At 46.0% G+C, this 18,732-nt stretch carries 17 protein-coding genes; 15 read left to right on the top strand and 2 right to left on the bottom strand.

Annotated features, from left to right (window positions below):
- The first annotated feature begins 365 nt into the window (after positions 1 to 365).
- From G4D54_13700 to G4D54_13680, 5 genes are all read left to right on the top strand, one after another.
- Positions 366 to 602: a ferrous iron transport protein A gene (locus G4D54_13700; protein ID QJA03425.1), complete on the top strand. Its 237-nt coding sequence runs from the start codon at positions 366 to 368 to the stop codon at positions 600 to 602.
- Positions 599 to 2,614: a ferrous iron transport protein B gene (gene feoB / locus G4D54_13695; GenBank protein ID QJA03424.1), complete on the top strand. Its 2,016-nt coding sequence runs from the start codon at positions 599 to 601 to the stop codon at positions 2,612 to 2,614. The genes G4D54_13700 and feoB overlap by 4 nt, the downstream gene beginning before the upstream one ends.
- Before the next feature lie 53 nt (positions 2,615 to 2,667).
- Positions 2,668 to 2,850, top strand: coding sequence for a FeoB-associated Cys-rich membrane protein (locus G4D54_13690; GenBank protein ID QJA03423.1), 183 nt, complete (start codon positions 2,668 to 2,670; stop codon positions 2,848 to 2,850).
- A gap of 370 nt (positions 2,851 to 3,220) precedes the next feature.
- Positions 3,221 to 3,733, top strand: coding sequence for a gamma carbonic anhydrase family protein (locus G4D54_13685; GenBank protein ID QJA03422.1), 513 nt, complete (start codon positions 3,221 to 3,223; stop codon positions 3,731 to 3,733).
- 57 nt (positions 3,734 to 3,790) lie between these two features.
- Complete coding sequence (locus G4D54_13680; GenBank protein QJA03421.1) at positions 3,791 to 4,483, top strand: manganese catalase family protein; 693 nt, start codon at positions 3,791 to 3,793, stop codon at positions 4,481 to 4,483.
- A 118-nt stretch (positions 4,484 to 4,601) separates the two neighbouring features.
- On the opposite strand, the gene G4D54_13675 is transcribed toward G4D54_13680, so the two are convergent.
- Positions 4,602 to 5,552, bottom strand: coding sequence for a transposase (locus G4D54_13675; protein QJA03420.1), 951 nt, complete (start codon positions 5,550 to 5,552; stop codon positions 4,602 to 4,604).
- A 461-nt stretch (positions 5,553 to 6,013) separates the two neighbouring features.
- Between G4D54_13675 and G4D54_13670 the strand changes: the two genes are divergently transcribed.
- From G4D54_13670 to G4D54_13625, 10 genes are all read left to right on the top strand, one after another.
- Positions 6,014 to 6,898, top strand: coding sequence for a cysteine synthase family protein (locus G4D54_13670; GenBank protein ID QJA03419.1), 885 nt, complete (start codon positions 6,014 to 6,016; stop codon positions 6,896 to 6,898).
- Between the two features lies 1 nt (position 6,899).
- Positions 6,900 to 7,439, top strand: a complete 540-nt coding sequence (gene cysE / locus G4D54_13665; protein ID QJA03418.1) for a serine O-acetyltransferase — start codon at positions 6,900 to 6,902, stop codon at positions 7,437 to 7,439.
- Between the two features lie 690 nt (positions 7,440 to 8,129).
- On the top strand, positions 8,130 to 8,468 hold the full coding sequence (locus G4D54_13660) for a helix-turn-helix transcriptional regulator (protein ID QJA03417.1): 339 nt from the start codon (positions 8,130 to 8,132) through the stop codon (positions 8,466 to 8,468).
- Complete coding sequence (locus tag G4D54_13655) at positions 8,458 to 9,192, top strand: DUF2812 domain-containing protein (protein QJA03416.1); 735 nt, start codon at positions 8,458 to 8,460, stop codon at positions 9,190 to 9,192. Before G4D54_13660 ends, G4D54_13655 begins: the two co-directional genes overlap by 11 nt.
- Positions 9,189 to 9,899: an ABC transporter ATP-binding protein gene (locus G4D54_13650; protein QJA03415.1), complete on the top strand. Its 711-nt coding sequence runs from the start codon at positions 9,189 to 9,191 to the stop codon at positions 9,897 to 9,899. The genes G4D54_13655 and G4D54_13650 overlap by 4 nt, the downstream gene beginning before the upstream one ends.
- Complete coding sequence (locus G4D54_13645; protein ID QJA03414.1) at positions 9,883 to 11,445, top strand: hypothetical protein; 1,563 nt, start codon at positions 9,883 to 9,885, stop codon at positions 11,443 to 11,445. Before G4D54_13650 ends, G4D54_13645 begins: the two co-directional genes overlap by 17 nt.
- Before the next feature lie 95 nt (positions 11,446 to 11,540).
- Complete coding sequence (locus G4D54_13640; GenBank protein ID QJA03413.1) at positions 11,541 to 12,806, top strand: hypothetical protein; 1,266 nt, start codon at positions 11,541 to 11,543, stop codon at positions 12,804 to 12,806.
- A 174-nt stretch (positions 12,807 to 12,980) separates the two neighbouring features.
- Positions 12,981 to 13,445 (top strand): MarR family transcriptional regulator, encoded by a 465-nt coding sequence (locus tag G4D54_13635; GenBank protein ID QJA03412.1) that lies wholly within the window; start codon positions 12,981 to 12,983, stop codon positions 13,443 to 13,445.
- Positions 13,442 to 15,715: an ABC transporter ATP-binding protein gene (locus tag G4D54_13630; protein QJA03411.1), complete on the top strand. Its 2,274-nt coding sequence runs from the start codon at positions 13,442 to 13,444 to the stop codon at positions 15,713 to 15,715. The genes G4D54_13635 and G4D54_13630 overlap by 4 nt, the downstream gene beginning before the upstream one ends.
- Positions 15,708 to 17,573: an ABC transporter ATP-binding protein gene (locus tag G4D54_13625; protein QJA03410.1), complete on the top strand. Its 1,866-nt coding sequence runs from the start codon at positions 15,708 to 15,710 to the stop codon at positions 17,571 to 17,573. The genes G4D54_13630 and G4D54_13625 overlap by 8 nt, the downstream gene beginning before the upstream one ends.
- Positions 17,574 to 18,171: 598 nt before the next feature.
- On the opposite strand, the gene G4D54_13620 is transcribed toward G4D54_13625, so the two are convergent.
- Complete coding sequence (locus G4D54_13620) at positions 18,172 to 18,732, bottom strand: DUF3783 domain-containing protein (GenBank protein QJA03409.1); 561 nt, start codon at positions 18,730 to 18,732, stop codon at positions 18,172 to 18,174.

Here is an 18,732-nt window from a genome sequence, read left to right as displayed (position 1 = left end):
TTGAGTTTTAAGAAATATCTGTTATGTTCATTTTATCACAAAAAGGCGTAGTGCACATAAGAAAAGAAAATTCAGTATGCATTCTTTTAAATTGCTGAAAAGAATGCCTGTAATATCAACAAATGAAAGAATATTTCATATCGTATTTTATTAGCTGGCGGCTTTCAGGGCGGCTGGGCAAGGGTGGTGGATGATGCATTTGAAAGAGCTTGTCTGTGGAAAATCATCACCGAGGGGAAAATAGTGGTGGAAATATGTTTGCGTTTGTGAAAAACTGCACGATAAGCATTGACAAAGTAAGGAATTAGAGTATGATATATATGGATATTAACCAAGGGTAACATTTAGAAAGTTGGTAGTTGATTATGACGACATTGGATAACATTAAACCCGGACAGGGTGGCATTATACGGGCAGTTGGCGGACAGGGGGCGCTGCGCAGACGGCTGCTGGATATGGGATTGACGCCGCGCACGAACGTGCATGTAAACAAGGTGGCGCCAATGGGTGATCCCATGGAGCTGAATCTGAGAGGCTATGTTCTGACGCTGCGTCTGGAGGATGCCGCAAAGATTGAGGTAGATGCGGAGGGGGCGAAATGAAGGATGTCCTAATCGCACTGGCCGGTAATCAGAATTGCGGCAAGACGACACTCTTCAACCGACTGACCGGCAGCAACCAGCATGTGGGGAATTTTCCCGGAGTAACCGTGGAAAAGAAAATGGGGCAGATCAAATCGTTTAAGGAAGCTGCCTTGGTCGACCTGCCGGGAATTTATTCCCTGTCTCCTTATACGAGTGAAGAGGTGGTGACAAGGGATTTCATTTTAAAGGATGATCCGGATTTGATCATCAATATCGTGGATGCTACGAATATTGAACGAAACCTCTATCTGTCTTTGCAGCTGATGGAGCTGCAGAAGCCGATGGTGATTGCGCTGAATATGATGGACGAGGTGACGGCGAGTGGAAACAGCATTGATGTGCATACGCTGAGTGAGCATCTGCGCTGTCCGATCGTGCCTATCTCCGCAAGCAAAAATGAGGGGATCGATGAGCTGATCCGTGTGGTGAAAAAGCAGATTCGGGATGGAAAACAGGCAGTAAATTTGGACTTCTGCAAGGGAGAGGTTCACCGTGCCATTCATTCCATAGCCCATATTATAGAGGATCATGCGAAACAGGCAAAGGTTCCCATGCGTTTTGCCTCTACCAAGCTGGTGGAGGGAGATGAACCAATGCAAAGGGAGCTGAAGCTGCATCAGGATGATATCGATATTATAGAAAAAATCGTAAAAAGCATGGAGGATGCCTTACAGACAGACCGTGAGGCTGCACTGGCAGATATGCGCTATTCCTATATAGAGGAGCTGGTGGCTGACTGTGTTGTGAAACGGCATGCATCCTCAGCACAGGTGCGCAGCGAGAAAATTGACGGGCTGCTGACCCATAAATATCTTGGCATACCGATTTTTATTCTGATCATGCTGTGCATTTTCTATCTGACCTTCGGTCCGATTGGCGGCACTATGCAGACGCTGCTGGAGGATGGGATTGCCGTAGCATGTGATCAAATGGCTAACCTGCTGGCGTCCTTGCAGGTCAGTGACTGGCTGCAGGCGCTGATCATAGACGGTATCTGCAACGGTGTGGGAAGCGTACTGTCCTTTCTTCCTGTGATCGTAACGCTGTTTTTCTTCCTGTCTTTGCTGGAGGACAGCGGGTATATGGCCCGGGTGGCGTTTGTTATGGATAAGCTGCTGCGTAAAATCGGCTTGTCGGGCAGAAGCTTTGTGCCAATGCTGATTGGCTTTGGCTGCAGTGTGCCCGCTATCATGTCCGCCCGTACACTGAGCAGTGAGCGTGACCGGAAAATGACTATCGTTGTCACTCCGTTTATGTCCTGCAGTGCCAAGCTGCCAATTTACGGTATGATAACTGCTGCATTTTTTCCTGAGCATACTGCATTGATCCTGATCAGTGTATATCTGATTGGTATCCTTGTGGCAATCCTGTCTGCACTGTTGCTGAAAAGCACAATGTTTAAGGGAGACAGCGTGCCCTTTGTAATGGAGCTGCCTTCCTATCGTATACCGAGTGCAAAAAGTGTAGTGCTGCATATGTGGGAGAAGGCTAAGGATTTTCTGCGCAAGGCATTCACGATCATCTTTGTGGCCAGCATCGTTATCTGGTTTTTACAGAGCTATGATTTTTCCTTCACTGCAGTTGCGGATTCCGCAGATTCCATGCTTGCCAGCATCGGCACCTGGATTTCTCATATTTTTGCACCGCTGGGATTTGAGGACTGGAGAGCAAGTACCGCGCTTGTAACCGGAATCACGGCAAAGGAAAGTGTTGTTTCCACGCTGAGTGTACTGACCCAGACAAACAGCGATGCCGGTTTGAGTGCTGCTTTGCAGACAATTTTCACTCCGGTTTCCGCCTTTGCATATCTGTGCTTCACGGTATTGTATATGCCATGCATTGCCGCCTTCGCCGCAACAAGAAGAGAACTGGGATCCATCAGGCAGGCGCTGGGAGCTGTCGGCTACCAGACGCTGGTTGCCTATCTTGTCGCATTCCTTGTCTTTCAGATCGGAAGTATGTTCTTCTGATTGGACAAAACCTGTATTCCTGCATATACTAAAGGTGAACAGGATGTGAGAATATGAATATTGCAGATGTTATCGTAATAGCGGTACTGCTTGCCATACTTGCGGTGATCGTTTATGCTACCAGACCGAAAAAAGGGAAGGACTCCGGCTGCGGCTCCTGTCACAGTGACTGCTCCAGCTGCTCTGCCTTTTCCAGCCTGTATGAAGATTATAAGAAGGATCAGGAGCAGGAATAATATATGAGCTGTCTTGTATGCTGTCCTGAATAAATATGGGATATGCGGAAATACAATAAGGTGTGCGGATGCTTTGCCAACAGCTTATGGCTTCGCTGAGGTTGCACCTGCTGTTCCTGTGTTTGGAATTGAATAATAAAAAAGCAGGTAATTTTAAAAAGGCCTGGTCTTCGGTTGTTTATGGATAAGGAATTCACATTTCTATTGTCATTTATAGTAATGTGAATTCTTTTTTTGACTTATCGTTAAATAGGGGAAGAAATATCTAAAGGTACTGACATCTGAAATTTTAACTTTCGTATGTAAATTCCTTCATGATAACGGTGTCTTGTGTGGTATAGTATAGCTGTAAGGAAAGCAGGTGTAGAACATGATTTTACCATACAGAGATAAGCAGCCGCTCATAGAAGAAAGCGCCTATGTATCCAGCAATGCGACCGTGATCGGTGATGTGACGCTGGAGAAGGGAAGCTCCATCTGGTTTCACAGCGTGGTGCGTGGCGATAAGGATCATATTCATATCGGCGAGGACAGCAATATACAGGATAATTGCACGCTGCATACGGATCCGAAGCATTTGCTGCAAATAGGGAAACGGGTGACCGTGGGCCATAATGCGGTGCTGCACGGTTGTATGATTGAGGATGAGGTGCTGATCGGCATGGGAGCTATTGTGTTAAACGGTGCACATATCGGCAGACACAGTATCATCGGTGCAGGGGCTCTTGTAAAGGAAGGACAGCAGATTCCGGAAAACAGTCTGGCTGTGGGCAGTCCTGCCCGGATCATACGCAAATGCAGTGAGGAGCAGGTAAAGGAAATTCTGGAGAATGCCGCGCATTATGCACAGCTAGGCAGTGAATACAAAGAAATAGATGTTTAAAATCACGTATAAATGAAACACTCCTTCCCATACTAATGATGACAAAGGAGTGAGAATATGTTTGAACACAAGAAAAAGTTATTACATCCTGTAAAGGTAGAGCGTCCCAATCCGCAATACGCTGTCCTGATGCAGGAACAGCTGGGAGGCTGCAACGGTGAGGTCAAGGCAGCGATGCAGTATCTGTCACAAAGCTTTCGCGCAAAGGACCCGGTCTTCAAGGATTTGTTTCTGGATATCGGTACCGAAGAGCTGAGCCACATGGAAATGGTGGCAGAAACCATCAATCTGTTAAATGGTGGTGATGTGGACTATAAGAAGGTGGATGCCGGTGAGATTGAAACAATGGTTACCTTCGGTCTGAATCCTGCCCTGGTAAATTCCAGCGGAAATCCATGGACTGCTGACTATGTGACCGTGACAGGTGATCTGGCAGCCGATCTGCTTGCGGATATCGCAAGTGAACAGCGTGCCAAGGTGGTATATGAGTATTTGTATCGTCAGATTGATGATAAATATGTCAAGGAAACCATCATGTTCCTGCTGGAGCGTGAGGAAGCTCACAATGCACTGTTCTGTGAAGCACTAAATAAAATTACAGATGACGGCAGCAATAAGAGCTTCGGTATGAGTGAAGACAGTCGCTTGTATTTTGACTTATCCAAGCCGGGACGTTACTTTGATGATCCGGATCCAAAGGCACCGAAAATGGCAAATGCCAAGGATTCCAAAAGCACCAAAAGCAAATGAAAAAAGAAATAAGACATGCAACAGCCAAAGGGGAACCTGCGGCTTTTTCTTTTGGAGATACTGTTCGAATTTCGAATAAGAAAAGGAATGCGAATTTACTCAGCATTCCTTTTTCTTTCTATTTAAGTTCGTTCTTTTTCAGCTTTTCTTTTAAATCATCATATGTATCACATTTCAGGATAAGGATGACTGCGTCATCTATCTGCTGATCGGATAAGGAATTCACCCAGTTATCGTCAATTTCGTACTTATGGATGATCTGTGTTTGTAACAATGTCCTTTTTCCTTTTTCAAGACCTTTTTCAAGACCTTTTTCAAGCCCCAGCTTTTCAGCTTCTGCAGTTCGCTCCTCCAAATTGGCCTGTACTGCCTGCTCCGCAAACTCCACCGATTCCGCCCAGCTGAACAATGATCCGTCCTCACGCATTTCATTATATTTTTCCATAACCACGTTCACCATCCTTCTCTTCATGTTTAGTATAGCATCATCCGGATTATATGCAAGCACATAGCAGAAAGTTTCAAACTCTGTCAGATTTTCCACGCCTCCAACCTCCTTTACACGCTGTTTGATCATCGGTAGAAACACGATGGCTCGATTCAGTGTACCGTTGGGCTCCTCCTGATTATCCTCATCCTTTACCTTGTAGTGGCGTATCATGCGTCCGCCATCCCTGGGCTTATCATTCATAAAGATAATCTGATAAAACGGCTTCAGCTCTGTATATTCGTCTCCCTGCTTCAGCTGTCTTCCGACCAGGCGGTAGCCATACTGCTGAAAACGCAGCTGTTCCTTCTGCGTATAGCCGGATACCTGCATTTCCAGATCGTAAAAATGGCCGGCTTCATCCTCCAGCACGACATCCAAAACCGCACGTTTGCCAAAAAAAGCTTCCGGCAGCAGCTCCGGGTTCAGGACCTTCGTTTCATGGACCTTCAGTCCGTAAATTTCTTCGATGATTCTGCTTCTCAGCAATGCAGAGCCTGCATCGTCCCCAATCAGCATGTATTTGAAGAAAACATCATTGTGAAAGGGGATCGGGTAATCCTTTGCATATTCTTTTTCCATAGGTAGTATCCTCCTTTTTTTCCTATATACTCTTATATACGTATGAAACATACGAAACTCCTAAATTTTTTATTTTTTTTACAAATTTCCATGTTATCCTCTACATGGGGAATCTGTGCATAGTGGCCTTACAGTCCCATCCATCTGTAGTGAAAGCAAATCGCATGGTCCAATCACTGGATGACAGCTTACACAAAGTTTCATTTCTTTCAGAAAATGCCTCCAAACTGTTTCTTTTTTTGTATAAGTATGGGATAATAAAGAGCATAAAAGCGTCATAGTGTCTTTTCCTTTTGAAAAGGAATATACTATAGCAGATAAGGAGGTTTGTCGCATGAAAGCATATGCAGCAGGAAAATTGTTCTGGAATACGTTCAAATGCGAAAGCGTCCTGCTCCGTGAACGATGTTGTAATCGTCAAGTTCATAGAGAATATCAACTGTAAAAGGAGGACATGAAAGATGAAGGAAACAGTAAAGCTGATTGGAAACACCCCTTTGTACCATATAGAGGATACCAATATTTATGTAAAGCTGGAAAAATATAACATCGGTGGCAGCATCAAGGACCGCACAGTGCTGGGGATGCTGGACGCTGCCATGAATAAGGGAGAAATCAGACAGGATACGGTACTGGTTGAAGCCACCAGTGGTAACACCGGTGTCGCACTTGCTATGCTTGGTGCCGTTTACCATATCCCGGTCATTATCATTATGCCGGAAACAATGAGTATGGAACGCCGTCAGCTGGTAAAGGCCTACGGTGCAACACTTGTGCTGACACCGGGGGAAAAGGGAATGCAGGGAGCCATGGATGAAATGGAAAGGCTGATGAAGGAGAACACAAACTATCGTTCACTTTCCCAGTTCGACAATCCCGATAATCCAAATGCGCATTATGAGACAACCGGAAAAGAGATTCTGGATCAGCTGCAGGATGTGGATATCTTTGTTGCCTGCATCGGAACCGGTGGTACCTTCAGCGGGGTGGCAAAGCGGCTGAAGGAATACAATCCCGCGATTTTATGCATGGCTGGAGAGCCGGAAAAGAGTGCGGTTTTAAGTGGACGACAGGCTGGTCCGCACAAAATACAGGGTATTGGGGCAAATTTTGTTCCTGCTAATTTTGATCGGGAGCTGGCGGATGATATTCTGCTGATATCCGATCGTGAGGCTGTTTTTGAGACAGTGCGCTTCGCTAAGGAAACCGGAATTCTGGTCGGTATCAGCTCCGGTGCCAACATTGCTTTAGCAAAACGTTTATCTTTACGCTATCCCGGAAAAAAGATCGTTACGGTAGCACCGGACGGTGGAGAAAAATACCTCTCCGTACTGGATTTTGACTGATATGTTTCGGGTGTTGAAGGATATCAATCACAACCTCAACCGCTCCCTGCAAAACGATCCGGCAGCGCATTCCAAGCTGGAAATTCTGTTGTTGTATCCGCATATCCGTGCACTGGCCTTTCATCGGGTTTCTCATTTCCTGTACAAGCATCATCTGTTTTTTCTGGCAAGGCTGAATTCCAACATCGCCAGGCATTGGACAGGGATAGAAATTCATCCGGGGGCAACGATTGGCAGAGGTCTGCTGATTGATCATGGAATGGGGGTTGTCATCGGAGAGACTGCCGTCATCGGAGATGACTGTCAGCTGTATCACGGTGTAACGCTGGGGGGGACGGGTAAACAGCATGCCAAACGGCACCCTACGCTGGGAGATCGGGTGATGATTGGAGCAGGGGCAAAATGTCTTGGCAACATCACGATTCATGATGATGCCAAGGTCGGCGCCAACGCGGTTGTGATCAGTGATGTGCCGGCAGGCTCCACCTTCATCGGGCTGGCTGCCAAAGATAAACGGGAAAAGCACTGTATTTTTTATTAAACGTAAGAAGGCTGCGGAAGCTGCAGGACGATTCCGCGTCTTTTTTTACAGCCTGTCCATACCGGTATCCTTCTCTATCATTTTTGCTGTCAATATGGAAGGGTAAGTATTATCATTCACTAATCTTATGGTAGAAATTGTTTAATTAAGGGTAAAAACAGTAACGTATGGCAGTAACCTCATGAAGAACGTAGTACCTTTTTGGTATTCTTGAGGATTCATTATGCCTCGGTGAATCGCAACGGGCGGATGGTAAGGATTTCATTATTTTACATGGGACTCTTGCGCAATGGGGGAGTATGCTATAAAATATCTCTGTGCACTGTACATAAACGTATACGTTTGTGTACAGCTCTTTTTTTTGTGCAATCAAGCGTAAAATACCTGTTTTTTACATGCTTTTTCAGGAATATAGCGGTATTTCAAATCGTATACCATATGAAATATCCGTGCAGGAAAGAAGGGATGAGGAAATGAAGCTGGTTTTCGTAGTGCTGCTTTGTCTTGTCGCGGTCATTCTGCAGCCGCTGAAAGGCATGTAGTATAAAGAAAGCATGCGCCATCTGTATGCTTTCTTCAGCTCCTTCAGTTTGAAAATCAAAATATGTTGACGCCTATCTTTAGGTATGGTATATTATATCTGTAATAGATATATCTAAAATGGATATATCTATTATGGAGGTTGAGAATATGTCAAAAAGCAATACGATGGAGAGTGCGCAGCTGACAGATGCCATGTATTACATTTTGCTGTCGCTGATGATCGAGCGCCATGGCTATGCGATTATGAAATATATCGAGGAGCTCAGCAATCAAAGCATCACCATGGGTCCGGGAACCCTGTATACTCTGCTGAAGAAGCTGTGCAGGGCGGAATGGATTCTGCAGACCTCTGTTACTGCGGATCGGACGAAGAAATATCAGATTACCGATACCGGCAGACAGGTGCTGCTGCATGAGGTTGCCCGACGAAAACGCATGGTGGAGGACGGATTGCGAATATTGGAGGAAAACGGATATGAAGGATAGAAAACGCGTGATGTGCGGTGGTCTTGCCTTTTCCGATTGTGAGGATATGGAAATGCTGCATCAGTATGCAAAGGAAGGCTGGGTGTTTGAGAAATTTCGCGGTATGTGCTACATCCTGCAAAAGCAGGAGCCGGTCAACCGCATCTTCAGCTACGATATGCAGAAGCTGAAGGAGGATGAAAAGGAAGCCTACTTTCAGCTGTTTGAAAACAGCGGCTGGCATATCATAAATCCCGAGGGAAAAGATGTTTACTTTTTCTGGGCTGAGGAGGGCTGTGTACCCCTGCACAGTGAGGTGGAAACCAGAATGGAGGGATATCGTTCGACTCTGCATATATTCGCCGGTGCCCTGGTTATCGGCTGTCTCTGTCTGCTGTCCCTGCTGTGGTTCGAAAGCTCTGTGGTGTCGATGATCCTTTTGATGACAGGTTCGATTCTGGGGGCTGTCGGCCTGTTGATGGTGGTCGGTATTATGCTGCGTATGAAGAGAAGACGTCTTCGTATCGTGAATCTTACCTTTCGCAAAGGGGCGTTGCTGTTTGTGTCCGGAGCCGGTATGCTGTTTGCAATTGGCTTTGACTGGGCTGCGGACATGCATAGTCTGCTGCTGATACTCGGGACAGTCTGTACGATAGAAGGCTTTCTGTGGATGTGCTTTCAATATCGTCAGTTTCGGGATAAAAAAGAAATTCAAATAAAAAAGAAAGACGAGGGTGTATTATGATCGAAGTAAAGAATCTGACAAAGCTGTATGGGAAATTCAAGGCTGTGGATGATGTTTCCCTATGTGCAGCAGATGGCGAGGTGACCATTCTGCTGGGACCAAACGGGGCCGGTAAATCGACAACTATCAAGAGCATAACCAATCTGCTGCAGTATAAGGGAGATATTAAAATCAACGGTGTTGCCAACAGCTCACTGGATGCGAAAAAGGGCTTTGGTTATATCCCCGAGGCACCGGTGCTCTATGATCTTCTGACCATAGATGAGCATGTGGAATTTATCGGAAAGGCATACCGCTGTGAGAATTACCGTGCGCTTGCAGATGAATATATCACCCTGTTCAAGCTGGAGGACAAACGCAAAAAAGCGGTTCGTGAGCTATCCAAAGGGATGAAGCAGAAGGTCAGCATGCTGCTGGCACTGATCATTTCCCCAAAGACGCTGCTGGTGGATGAGCCGATGGTGGGATTGGACCCGGCAAGTATTGAAGAAACGCTGCAGCTGTTTGTACGTCTGAAGCAGCAGGGGGTTGCCATTCTGATTTCCACGCATATCATTGATGTGATCGAAGCGATATGGGACAGCGCCTATATTATGGATCATGGAAGAATTGTTGCGCATGTGCGAAAGGAAGAGCTGAAGGATAAAAGTATCAAGGAAATCTTCTTTGCATCTGTGGAAGGTGATGAACATGAGCATACTGTATAAGCTGTATCTGACACGCATGAAGGCGAATATCCGCCATGTATTTTCCCGTAAGGGAAGCGCGATTTTTGCCATACTCATGATGTTACTGTACGGCGGACTGATTGTCATGAGTCTTTCCAAGCCGGAAATTGCATTGTCAATGCAGAATATCACGGATGCCAATATGGCGATCATGATCGGTGTCGGATTTACGGCGCTGATGGTCGGCGTCATGCTGCTGCAGAAAAAAAAGGCGCTGTTTATGGAGGCGGATGCCTTCTATCTGTTCAGCGGACCCTTTACCCGTGTACAGACCATGCGCTTTCTCATGCTGCAGAATATCGCTTCCGCCTTTCTGTGCGGGGCAGTTTCCCTGCTTATGGTCATTCTGCTGGGAAGCACGATTGAATTGTCATTTCCGTTTTTGCTGATTGCATTCCTCTGCTTTTCTTTGGTGTATTTTGTCTTTCTGGTTGTATATTATTATGTGTATCTGCTCTCGATTCAAAAGGATAGCTATCGCCATATCCCTGCGGTTGCCGCTTTGCTGTATGTACTGATGGTTGCGGCGGTGTATGGCATGGTCGTCCTGCAGAACGATTTTGCACTGGCAGGAAGTGGAACACTTTTTCTGAATACGGAGCTGTTTTACTTGGTGCCGCTGTTTGGATGGATCAAAATGATACTGGTATCCTATATCGCTTCCTCATGGGGACTTATGCTGCTTGGAATCGGCTTACTTCTGATTTCCTGTATTGCAGCCTATCTTCTGCTATGCAGCTATAAGGGGGACTTTGTGGAACGTGCCATGCAGGATGCACAGGAGTTTACTGCGCTGTATAAGGATGTGCGTGCCGGCAAACGCGATGGGATGAGTGATCGTAAGATTCATGAGGTTAAGGCGAGCTTTCGCAGTGGCGCTATGGCTATCTTTTCCAAAAATGTTCTGCTGCTGCGCAAATCCAATGATTATATCCGCTGGACGGATGTTATGACAATCGGTATTTATCTGGTTATCACACTCATCATGGATATGGGCTTTGGCTTTTTCATGTATATGATGATGTTCTGGCTCTTCACCATTGTCCAGAATTCCGATTTCATGAAGGATATGAACAACTATCAGATTTATCTGATTCCCGATCACCCGCTGAAAAAGCTGCTATGCGTGCTGCTGCCGACCTTTTTGAAGATGCTGCTGCCGATGAGTGCGGCAATTCTTGTGGCGGCTTTGCTGTATCAGACAGATATTGCCAGTGTCCTGCAGTATTTCATCATGCTGCTGGGCTATGCAACGCTGTTTCTGTCAGCGAGCGTGCTGTCTGTACGTATCTTAAAGAGTCGTAACAATGCAATTATGGAGAATATGTTGCGTATGCTGATCATGGTTGCAGCAGCTGCTCCCGGTATCGGGCTGACCATTTTCTTCCTGAGCAGGGGGGAGTTTACACTGGAGCTTCTGCAGCAGCTGACGATGATTTCGCTGGCGATGAACTTCGTTATATCGGTTATCATCGTGCTGGTCTGTGCACCGATGATGAACGGCAGAGAAATCAAAAGCGAGTAAATTTATACAAAACTTATGGAAAGGAAAGGGAAATTTCTTTTCCTTTTCATTTGTTTATGATATAGTATGTTACAGTATTTAAAAGAGGTAATTGTATGTGGAAATATCAATGTAAGAAACATCTTGTGGTTTTACTGGTCAGCTTTGCGGCCGGTGCAGTCCTGTTTGGATTTATGGGCTATCAAAGAGAGTATATCGTTTCTTTGATGCAGCAAAGCATCCCTGCGGAAATGGCAGGGGAGCTTGTAAAAGCGGATTATATGTATTATCTGATCGGCGGTCTGACCATATCCGGTCTTGCCAACGGCGTCATGCTGCTGAGCTATGCCATGCAGCGCTTTAATGTTCCCTTTATCCTCATCATGGTGCTGTTTTTTATGGGCGGCTTCACCATCGTTGAGCTGATTGGTACCGTAACTGTGCTTCCGGCACTTGTTGTCTGCCTGTATGGCATGCTGAGCATTCCCAACAGAGGCATGCGCAGGGAATTCGCAAAGGAAAATGTGACCAGTGTTGCGGAGGTGGAACGTGTTTACCGCCTGCATCATGCATATCTGAGTGAGTATGAAGCACTTGGCAAAAAGGCCTGGAGCTTTAATCTGAAAATGAACCTGCTGTATTTTACAGGGTTGATTGCGGTTCTGCTTGTGATTCTGTATGTTGAGAATTTCATAGCGGTCTTTGCGGCAATGATGATGTATTCTATTCTGTTTTTCCAGCTCACCAAACGGAAGAACATGTCCATGCAGCCGATTATTTCCCTGCTGTATGATCAATGCAATCCCGAGGCCTGTGCAACGGCGATTTTTGCCTATGCAAAAAAAGGAAAGCGGAAAAAGAACTTTCCGATGCCCCAGCATCTTGCACAATGCATGGTCTATCTGAATGATCCGCATCTGGCAATCGATGTGCTGGCAACCAGTGCGCAGGGTAGAGGAAACTTCATCTTCGCCTATCACTCGCTGATGGCATATGCGTATTACCAGCTGGGTGATCGCAGTATGGTGAAATATCATTACGATGAGTGTGAGAAGGCCGGGGCCAGAGTAAACAACGGACCGATGCAAATGATTAAAACACAGTGTCTGGAGGGAATTCAGAACAAGCTGGATCTGATGGATCAAAACTTCTCCAGCTCCCGCAGCTTTTTTGAAAAAGCGATGCCGACAGCAGGATTTGAATTTCAGCGTGTGGATTTCAAATACTACCTGGGACTGATTGCTTTTGTTGAGAAGGACTTGGAGGAAGCGAAAAGCTGCTTCCGTTATGTATGTGCACACGGTAATAAAATCTATTACGTGGAAAAGGCACAGAGCTTTCTGAAAACGATTGAACAGGCAGAGGCTGCCGTACAGGAATAATATGCAGATGAAAGAGGACGCTTTAGAATCCTCTTTTTTTATTTTCAGGTGAAAGCGGAAACATTGTGAACTTTGTGTGAAGTAAAGTATCTTTGTTGACATCGCTGTATTTTTGAATATAATAGTTAAGGTAGTTAATTATTAAGTTACTTAACTAATTGGAGAGGTGATACAATGGATGAGATGGATATTGTCAGGAAGGTTACACATTTATTTTACATGTTTCGCAGAGACAACCTGCTGAAAAAAGATGATCATCCGAAAATGAAGCATCGCGATATCATGGTCCTGGATGCCATTATGAAGCTCAATGACGGCAATCTGGTAAAGATGAGCGAGCTGAGTGATTATTTTCAGGTCACGCCCGCTGCGATTTCCCAGATTATAAAGCAGTTTGAGAAAAAGGGGTGGGTGGACCGGATTCTTTTGGATACAGATCGCAGAAGCGTCTATATTCAGGTAAGCGAGGATGCCCGTCGGATGATGAAAAACTGTGAAGCCTTTATGACAGAGCGTCTTGTCGAATTCATTGAGGAACTCGGTGAGGAGGATGCCAATGCGTTTGTCCGCATACTGGAAAAGGCACTGGCATATTCTCAGAAACGCAAAGAAAAGCTTGAGGAAGGAGAACAGAAATGACGAAATTAGGTAAATATCTGAAGCCGTTTGCCCTATCGATTCTGGCGATTGTGGCATTGCTGTTCACGCAGGCGATGTGTGAGCTGGCGATGCCGGATTATATGTCCAGTATAGTCGATGTCGGTATCGTATCCGGTGGTGTGGAAGACGGTGTTCCGAGTGTAATTCGTGAAAGTGAAGTAAAAAAGCTTGTTCTGTTCATGGATAAAAAGGAACAGAAGGTCTTTACAGACAATTACACAAGGCTCATAAGTGAAGAAGCAACTGACGATCAGCTGGATGCCTATCCGATACTGAAAAAGGAAAATGTATATGAGCTGAAGGATGTGGACAGTGCGACAAGAGATACCATAAAGGAATCTCTGCGCAAGGCGGAAACGACTGTCATGGGGCTGGAGCAGAGTGCTGCCGAGGCCAAAAGCGGAAAATCCTCATCCAGCAGGGAATTGTCGGATGAACAGAAAAAGATGATGAAGCTGCTATCCAGTCTGCCGAAAGGAATGGACATCTTCACCGTTTTGGAAACCATGCCATCAAAGCAGCTGATGGATATGAAACAGGAAATGAATAAGGTGACCGATGCCATGGGGGCAGAAACCGCAGATACTGCCAATGCAGCCTATGTGCGAAATGAATACAAGGCCATCGGTGTTGATGTGGATGCCATACAGTATACCTATCTGTTCCAGCACGGGTTTATGATGCTGGCGGTAGCGCTTGGCTCTGCGGCTGCGGCAGTTGCTGTCGGCTTTCTGGCAGCGCGTATCGCGGCAGGTGTATCCAGAAACCTGCGCAAGGATGTTTTCAATAAGGTTGAACACTTCTCCAGTGCTGAATTTAATAAATTCTCCACGAATACGCTGATTACACGTACCACCAATGATATCCAGCAGATTCAGATGGCGTTGGTAATGATTCTGCGTATTGTCATCTATGCTCCGATCATAGGTATCGGTGCTGTGATCAAGGTTGTAAATACCAATGTATCCATGACATGGATCATCGCACTTGTCGTTGTGCTCATTCTGAGTATCATGATGGTGGCATTCGCCTTTGTTATGCCGAAGTTCAAGATGCTGCAGAAGCTGATGGACAAGCTGAATTCCGTCGTTCGTGAAATTCTGGATGGAATGCCGGTCATCCGTGCCTTCAATAATCAGAAATGTGAGAGTGAGAAATTTGCGAAAGCAAACGGTGATATTCTGAAAACCAATTTGTTCACCACACGTGCCATGGCATGTCTGATGCCGCTGGTCATGCTGATTATGAACTGCGCCTCGATACTGATCGTATGGATCGGCTCCCATCAGATTGATTCCGGAGCATTGCAGGTTGGTGATATGATGGCGTTTATCCAGTATGCAATTCAGATTATCATGGCATTCATGATGATTACAATGATATCCATTATGCTGCCAAGAGCGAGTGCGGCTGCACAGCGTGCCATGGAGGTACTGCATACCGAGCCGAGCATCTGCGATCCGTTAACAGCAGAGCACTTTGATGAAGCAAAACGCGGCTGTATTGAATTCCATCATGTCAGCTTCCGCTATCCGGGCGCTGAGGAGGATGTTCTTCACGATATCAGCTTTACGGCACAGCCGGGTGAGACAACCGCCTTTATCGGAAGTACCGGAAGCGGTAAATCAACCATCATCAATCTGGTTCCGCGCTTCTTTGATGTAACAGAGGGAAGTATTCTGGTGGACGGTGTGGATGTCCGCAGGGTATCTCAGCATGATCTGCGTGAAAAAATAGGATATGTACCGCAGAAGGGTTCTCTGTTTACCGGTACGATTGCCAGCAATCTGCAATATGCGAATGAGGATGCGACAACGGCCGATATGGAAGAGGCCGCATCGATTGCACAGGCACTGGACTTCATTGATGAGAAACAGGAGCGCTTTGATGCACCGATTGCACAGGGTGGTACGAATGTTTCCGGTGGACAGCGTCAGCGCTTGTCCATCGCAAGGGCGCTTGTCAAAAAACCGGAAATTTATATCTTTGATGATACCTTCTCCGCACTGGACTTCAAAACAGATGCCCGCCTGCGAAAGGCACTGAATGAATTATGCCAGGAAACCAGAAGCACGGTTCTGCTGGTTGCACAGCGTATTTCCAGTATCATGCATGCCCAGCGCATCGTTGTTCTGGATAAGGGGCAGGTAGCTGGCATCGGTACCCATGAGGAACTGATGAAGTCATGCGATGTCTATAAAGAAATCGCATATAGTCAATTATCAAAGGAGGAACTGGAAAATGAGTAAAGAAAACCGTTCTTCACATGCAGCGAAGCGAGGACCGATGGGGCACAGAGGCCCGGGTGCTCCTACAGAAAAAGCTAAGAATTTTAAGGGCACCATGAAGCAGCTGATTGCCTACATGCGCCCCTACTATCTGAATATTATCGTATCCATGCTCTTTGCCGTACTGTCTGTGGTCTTTATGGTCGTCGGACCAAAGATTCTGGGAAGGGCGACAACTGAGCTGGTCAGCGGATTTACCGCTAAAATATACGGAACAGGATCCATCAATTTTGACCGCATTGCGGAGATTCTGTTATTTCTGATTGCTATCTATCTGATTTCCACCTTATGTAATTTCATTCAGAACTGGATGATGGCAGGTGTGGCACAGAAGGTATCCTTCAATCTGCGTAAGACAATGGCGGCGAAAATCGACATTCTGCCATTCTCCTATTTTGATAAGCAATCTCATGGTGAGGTGCTGTCACGCTTTTCCAATGATATTGATACGGTACAGCAGACCCTGAGTCAGTCTCTGGCACAGATGATTTCCTCCATTGTACAGATTATCGGCTTCCTTGTCATGATGCTGTCCATTAGCTGGCAGATGACGCTGATGGCACTGGTTGTCATTCCGCTGTCCCTGTTCCTGGTAACCACTGTTGTTAAGCATTCTCAGAAATATTTTGCTAAGCAGCAGCGCTCTTTGGGAAATGTGAACGGACACATTGAGGAAATGTATAGCGGTCACATTGTCATGAAGGCCTTCAATGGAGAGGAAAAGAGCATTGCTCAGTTTGCGAAATACAACGACGAGCTTTATGATTCCGCTTGGAAATCACAGTTTCTAAGCGGCTTGATGCAGCCGATTGCCATGTTTGTCGGAAATATCGGCTATGTCGGTGTGTGTATTCTGGGAGGCTGGCTGGCGATGAACGGCGTCATCGAAATCGGAGATATCCAGTCCTTCATCATCTATGTACGAAACTTCAACAACCCGATTTCTCAGGTTGCGCAGACGATGAATGTCCTGCAGTCTACAGCTGCTGCGGCTGAGCGTGTGTTTGAGTTTTTGGCAGAAGAGGAAGAGGTCAGGGAAACCGCACAGCCGGTTGAAGTCTTTGATGCGAACGGACATACGGATATCAAGGGACAGGTTACCTTTGAAAACGTGCACTTTGGCTATACTCCGGACAAAATCGTTATCAATGATTTCTCCATGTATATCAAGCCGGGGAAGAAAATTGCCATCGTCGGGCCAACCGGTGCCGGAAAGACGACAATCGTTAAGTTGCTGATGCGCTTTTATGAGCTGAACAGCGGCAGTATCTATATTGACGGCATTAAAACGACGGATATGCGCAGAAGCGATTTACGTTCTCTGTTTGGCATGGTGCTGCAGGACGCGTGGCTGTTTAACGGAACTGTCATGGAGAATCTGCGTTATGGCCGTCTGAATGCAACCGATGAGGAAGTCATGGCTGCGGCAGACGCTGCCTATGTCGATCATTTCATTCGTACGCTGGATCATGGCTATGATACGATGATCAATGAGGAATCCAATAATATTTCGCAGGGACAGAAACAGCTGCTGACCATTGCGCGTGCCTTCCTTGCGGATCCGAAGGTACTGATTCTGGATGAGGCAACATCTTCTGTCGATACGCGTACCGAGGTGCTGATTCAGAAGGGCATGGAGAAGCTGATGGAGAACCGTACAAGCTTTGTGATTGCACACCGTTTGTCTACGATTCGGGATGCGGATCTGATTCTTGTTATGAAGGATGGCGACATTGTGGAAGCCGGAAATCATGAGGATCTGATGAAAGCGGATGGCTTCTATACCAAGCTGTACAACTCCCAGTTTGAGGAAGTATAAACAGACGTTTCAATCTGTGAGCAGAAAATATAAAGAAGACGATTTGTCACGAGATTCTGACAAATCGTCTTTTGCAGTTGCATGCTTGATACCATACGGAATGGTGATTGCTTTGTGTGAATTTCACATGGCTCCATGTACATGAGGAAGGATCTCGCGGTTCAGGCTTTTTTGCACAATGGTGCTTGTACAGCAGGTATAAAGTGATCCAGACGGTGATTTGTATTATTTTGATAAGAATTTCGCGGATATATATGCCGGTTATCGGTTATCGTGATTTGAAGAGTAGGGAAGGATACATCGGTATATTAGGGTATACAATCGGCCTGGATACGGCCTGGATGATTTTGTTGTTGTACATCGAATTTGCATGGATTTATAAGGGGTAGCCGGTATTCGAGCGTATAGCTGCAAGATATGTATACCAATACAATTTTTGATTAGCAGAAATAGAACCGCAATTTGCGGATTCCTGGCTGTATGCAGATATCCTTTCATGCAGAGGATAAAAAATGGTCAATTTCATCTATTGACCATTTTTATATCCGGATTTCTGTAGCTTATCCGTTTCCATGCAGACTTCCGTTTGCGGACGGCTTTATTCTGCCGGCTCAAGCTGCTTTTTTGCGGAGGACAGGGCTTCATAGGCCCCGTTGAGTTCTTCCATGGAGCATTCTCTGTTCATGCATTCATACGCCTGATAAAAGGCCTGCTCATAGGACTTCCAGGAAGCGGGGGTACAGGATTCGATCACCAGCTCGCTGCTTTGGACAAGCAGGGTGCGAATGGCATCCATGGTTTGAAAATAGGTATGCTCCCGTTCGATCTCTGAAAGCAGATCATGAAAAGTCCAGCCTTTGTTATGCTTTGTCAGCATTGCTTTTCGCTGCATGGCAGTTCCCTTTGCCTGCAGACATTCATTCACCTTTTGAATATCCTCATCCGAAGCATCTTCAAACAGCATGAGGTCAATGCTGTGGTGAGCAGGCTTCGCATCCGGTATCTCATCAAATCCGGGAAGGCCCATCAAATTGGCAACACACTGATTGAGATCAGCATCCTGCAGGATACGGTAATCCGCATGCATGTCCTTCAGTACCTGTTCCACAATGGGCTGCTTCTGCTGCTCGTCACCAAAATATATTAGTATTCTCTTCAT

This window comes from [Clostridium] innocuum (genome assembly GCA_012317185.1).
Classification (GTDB): Bacteria; Bacillota_I; Bacilli_A; order Erysipelotrichales; family Erysipelotrichaceae; genus Clostridium_AQ; species Clostridium_AQ innocuum.
Note: the sequence above shows the minus strand (reverse complement) of the source record. Positions and strands in the feature narration are given on the sequence as shown.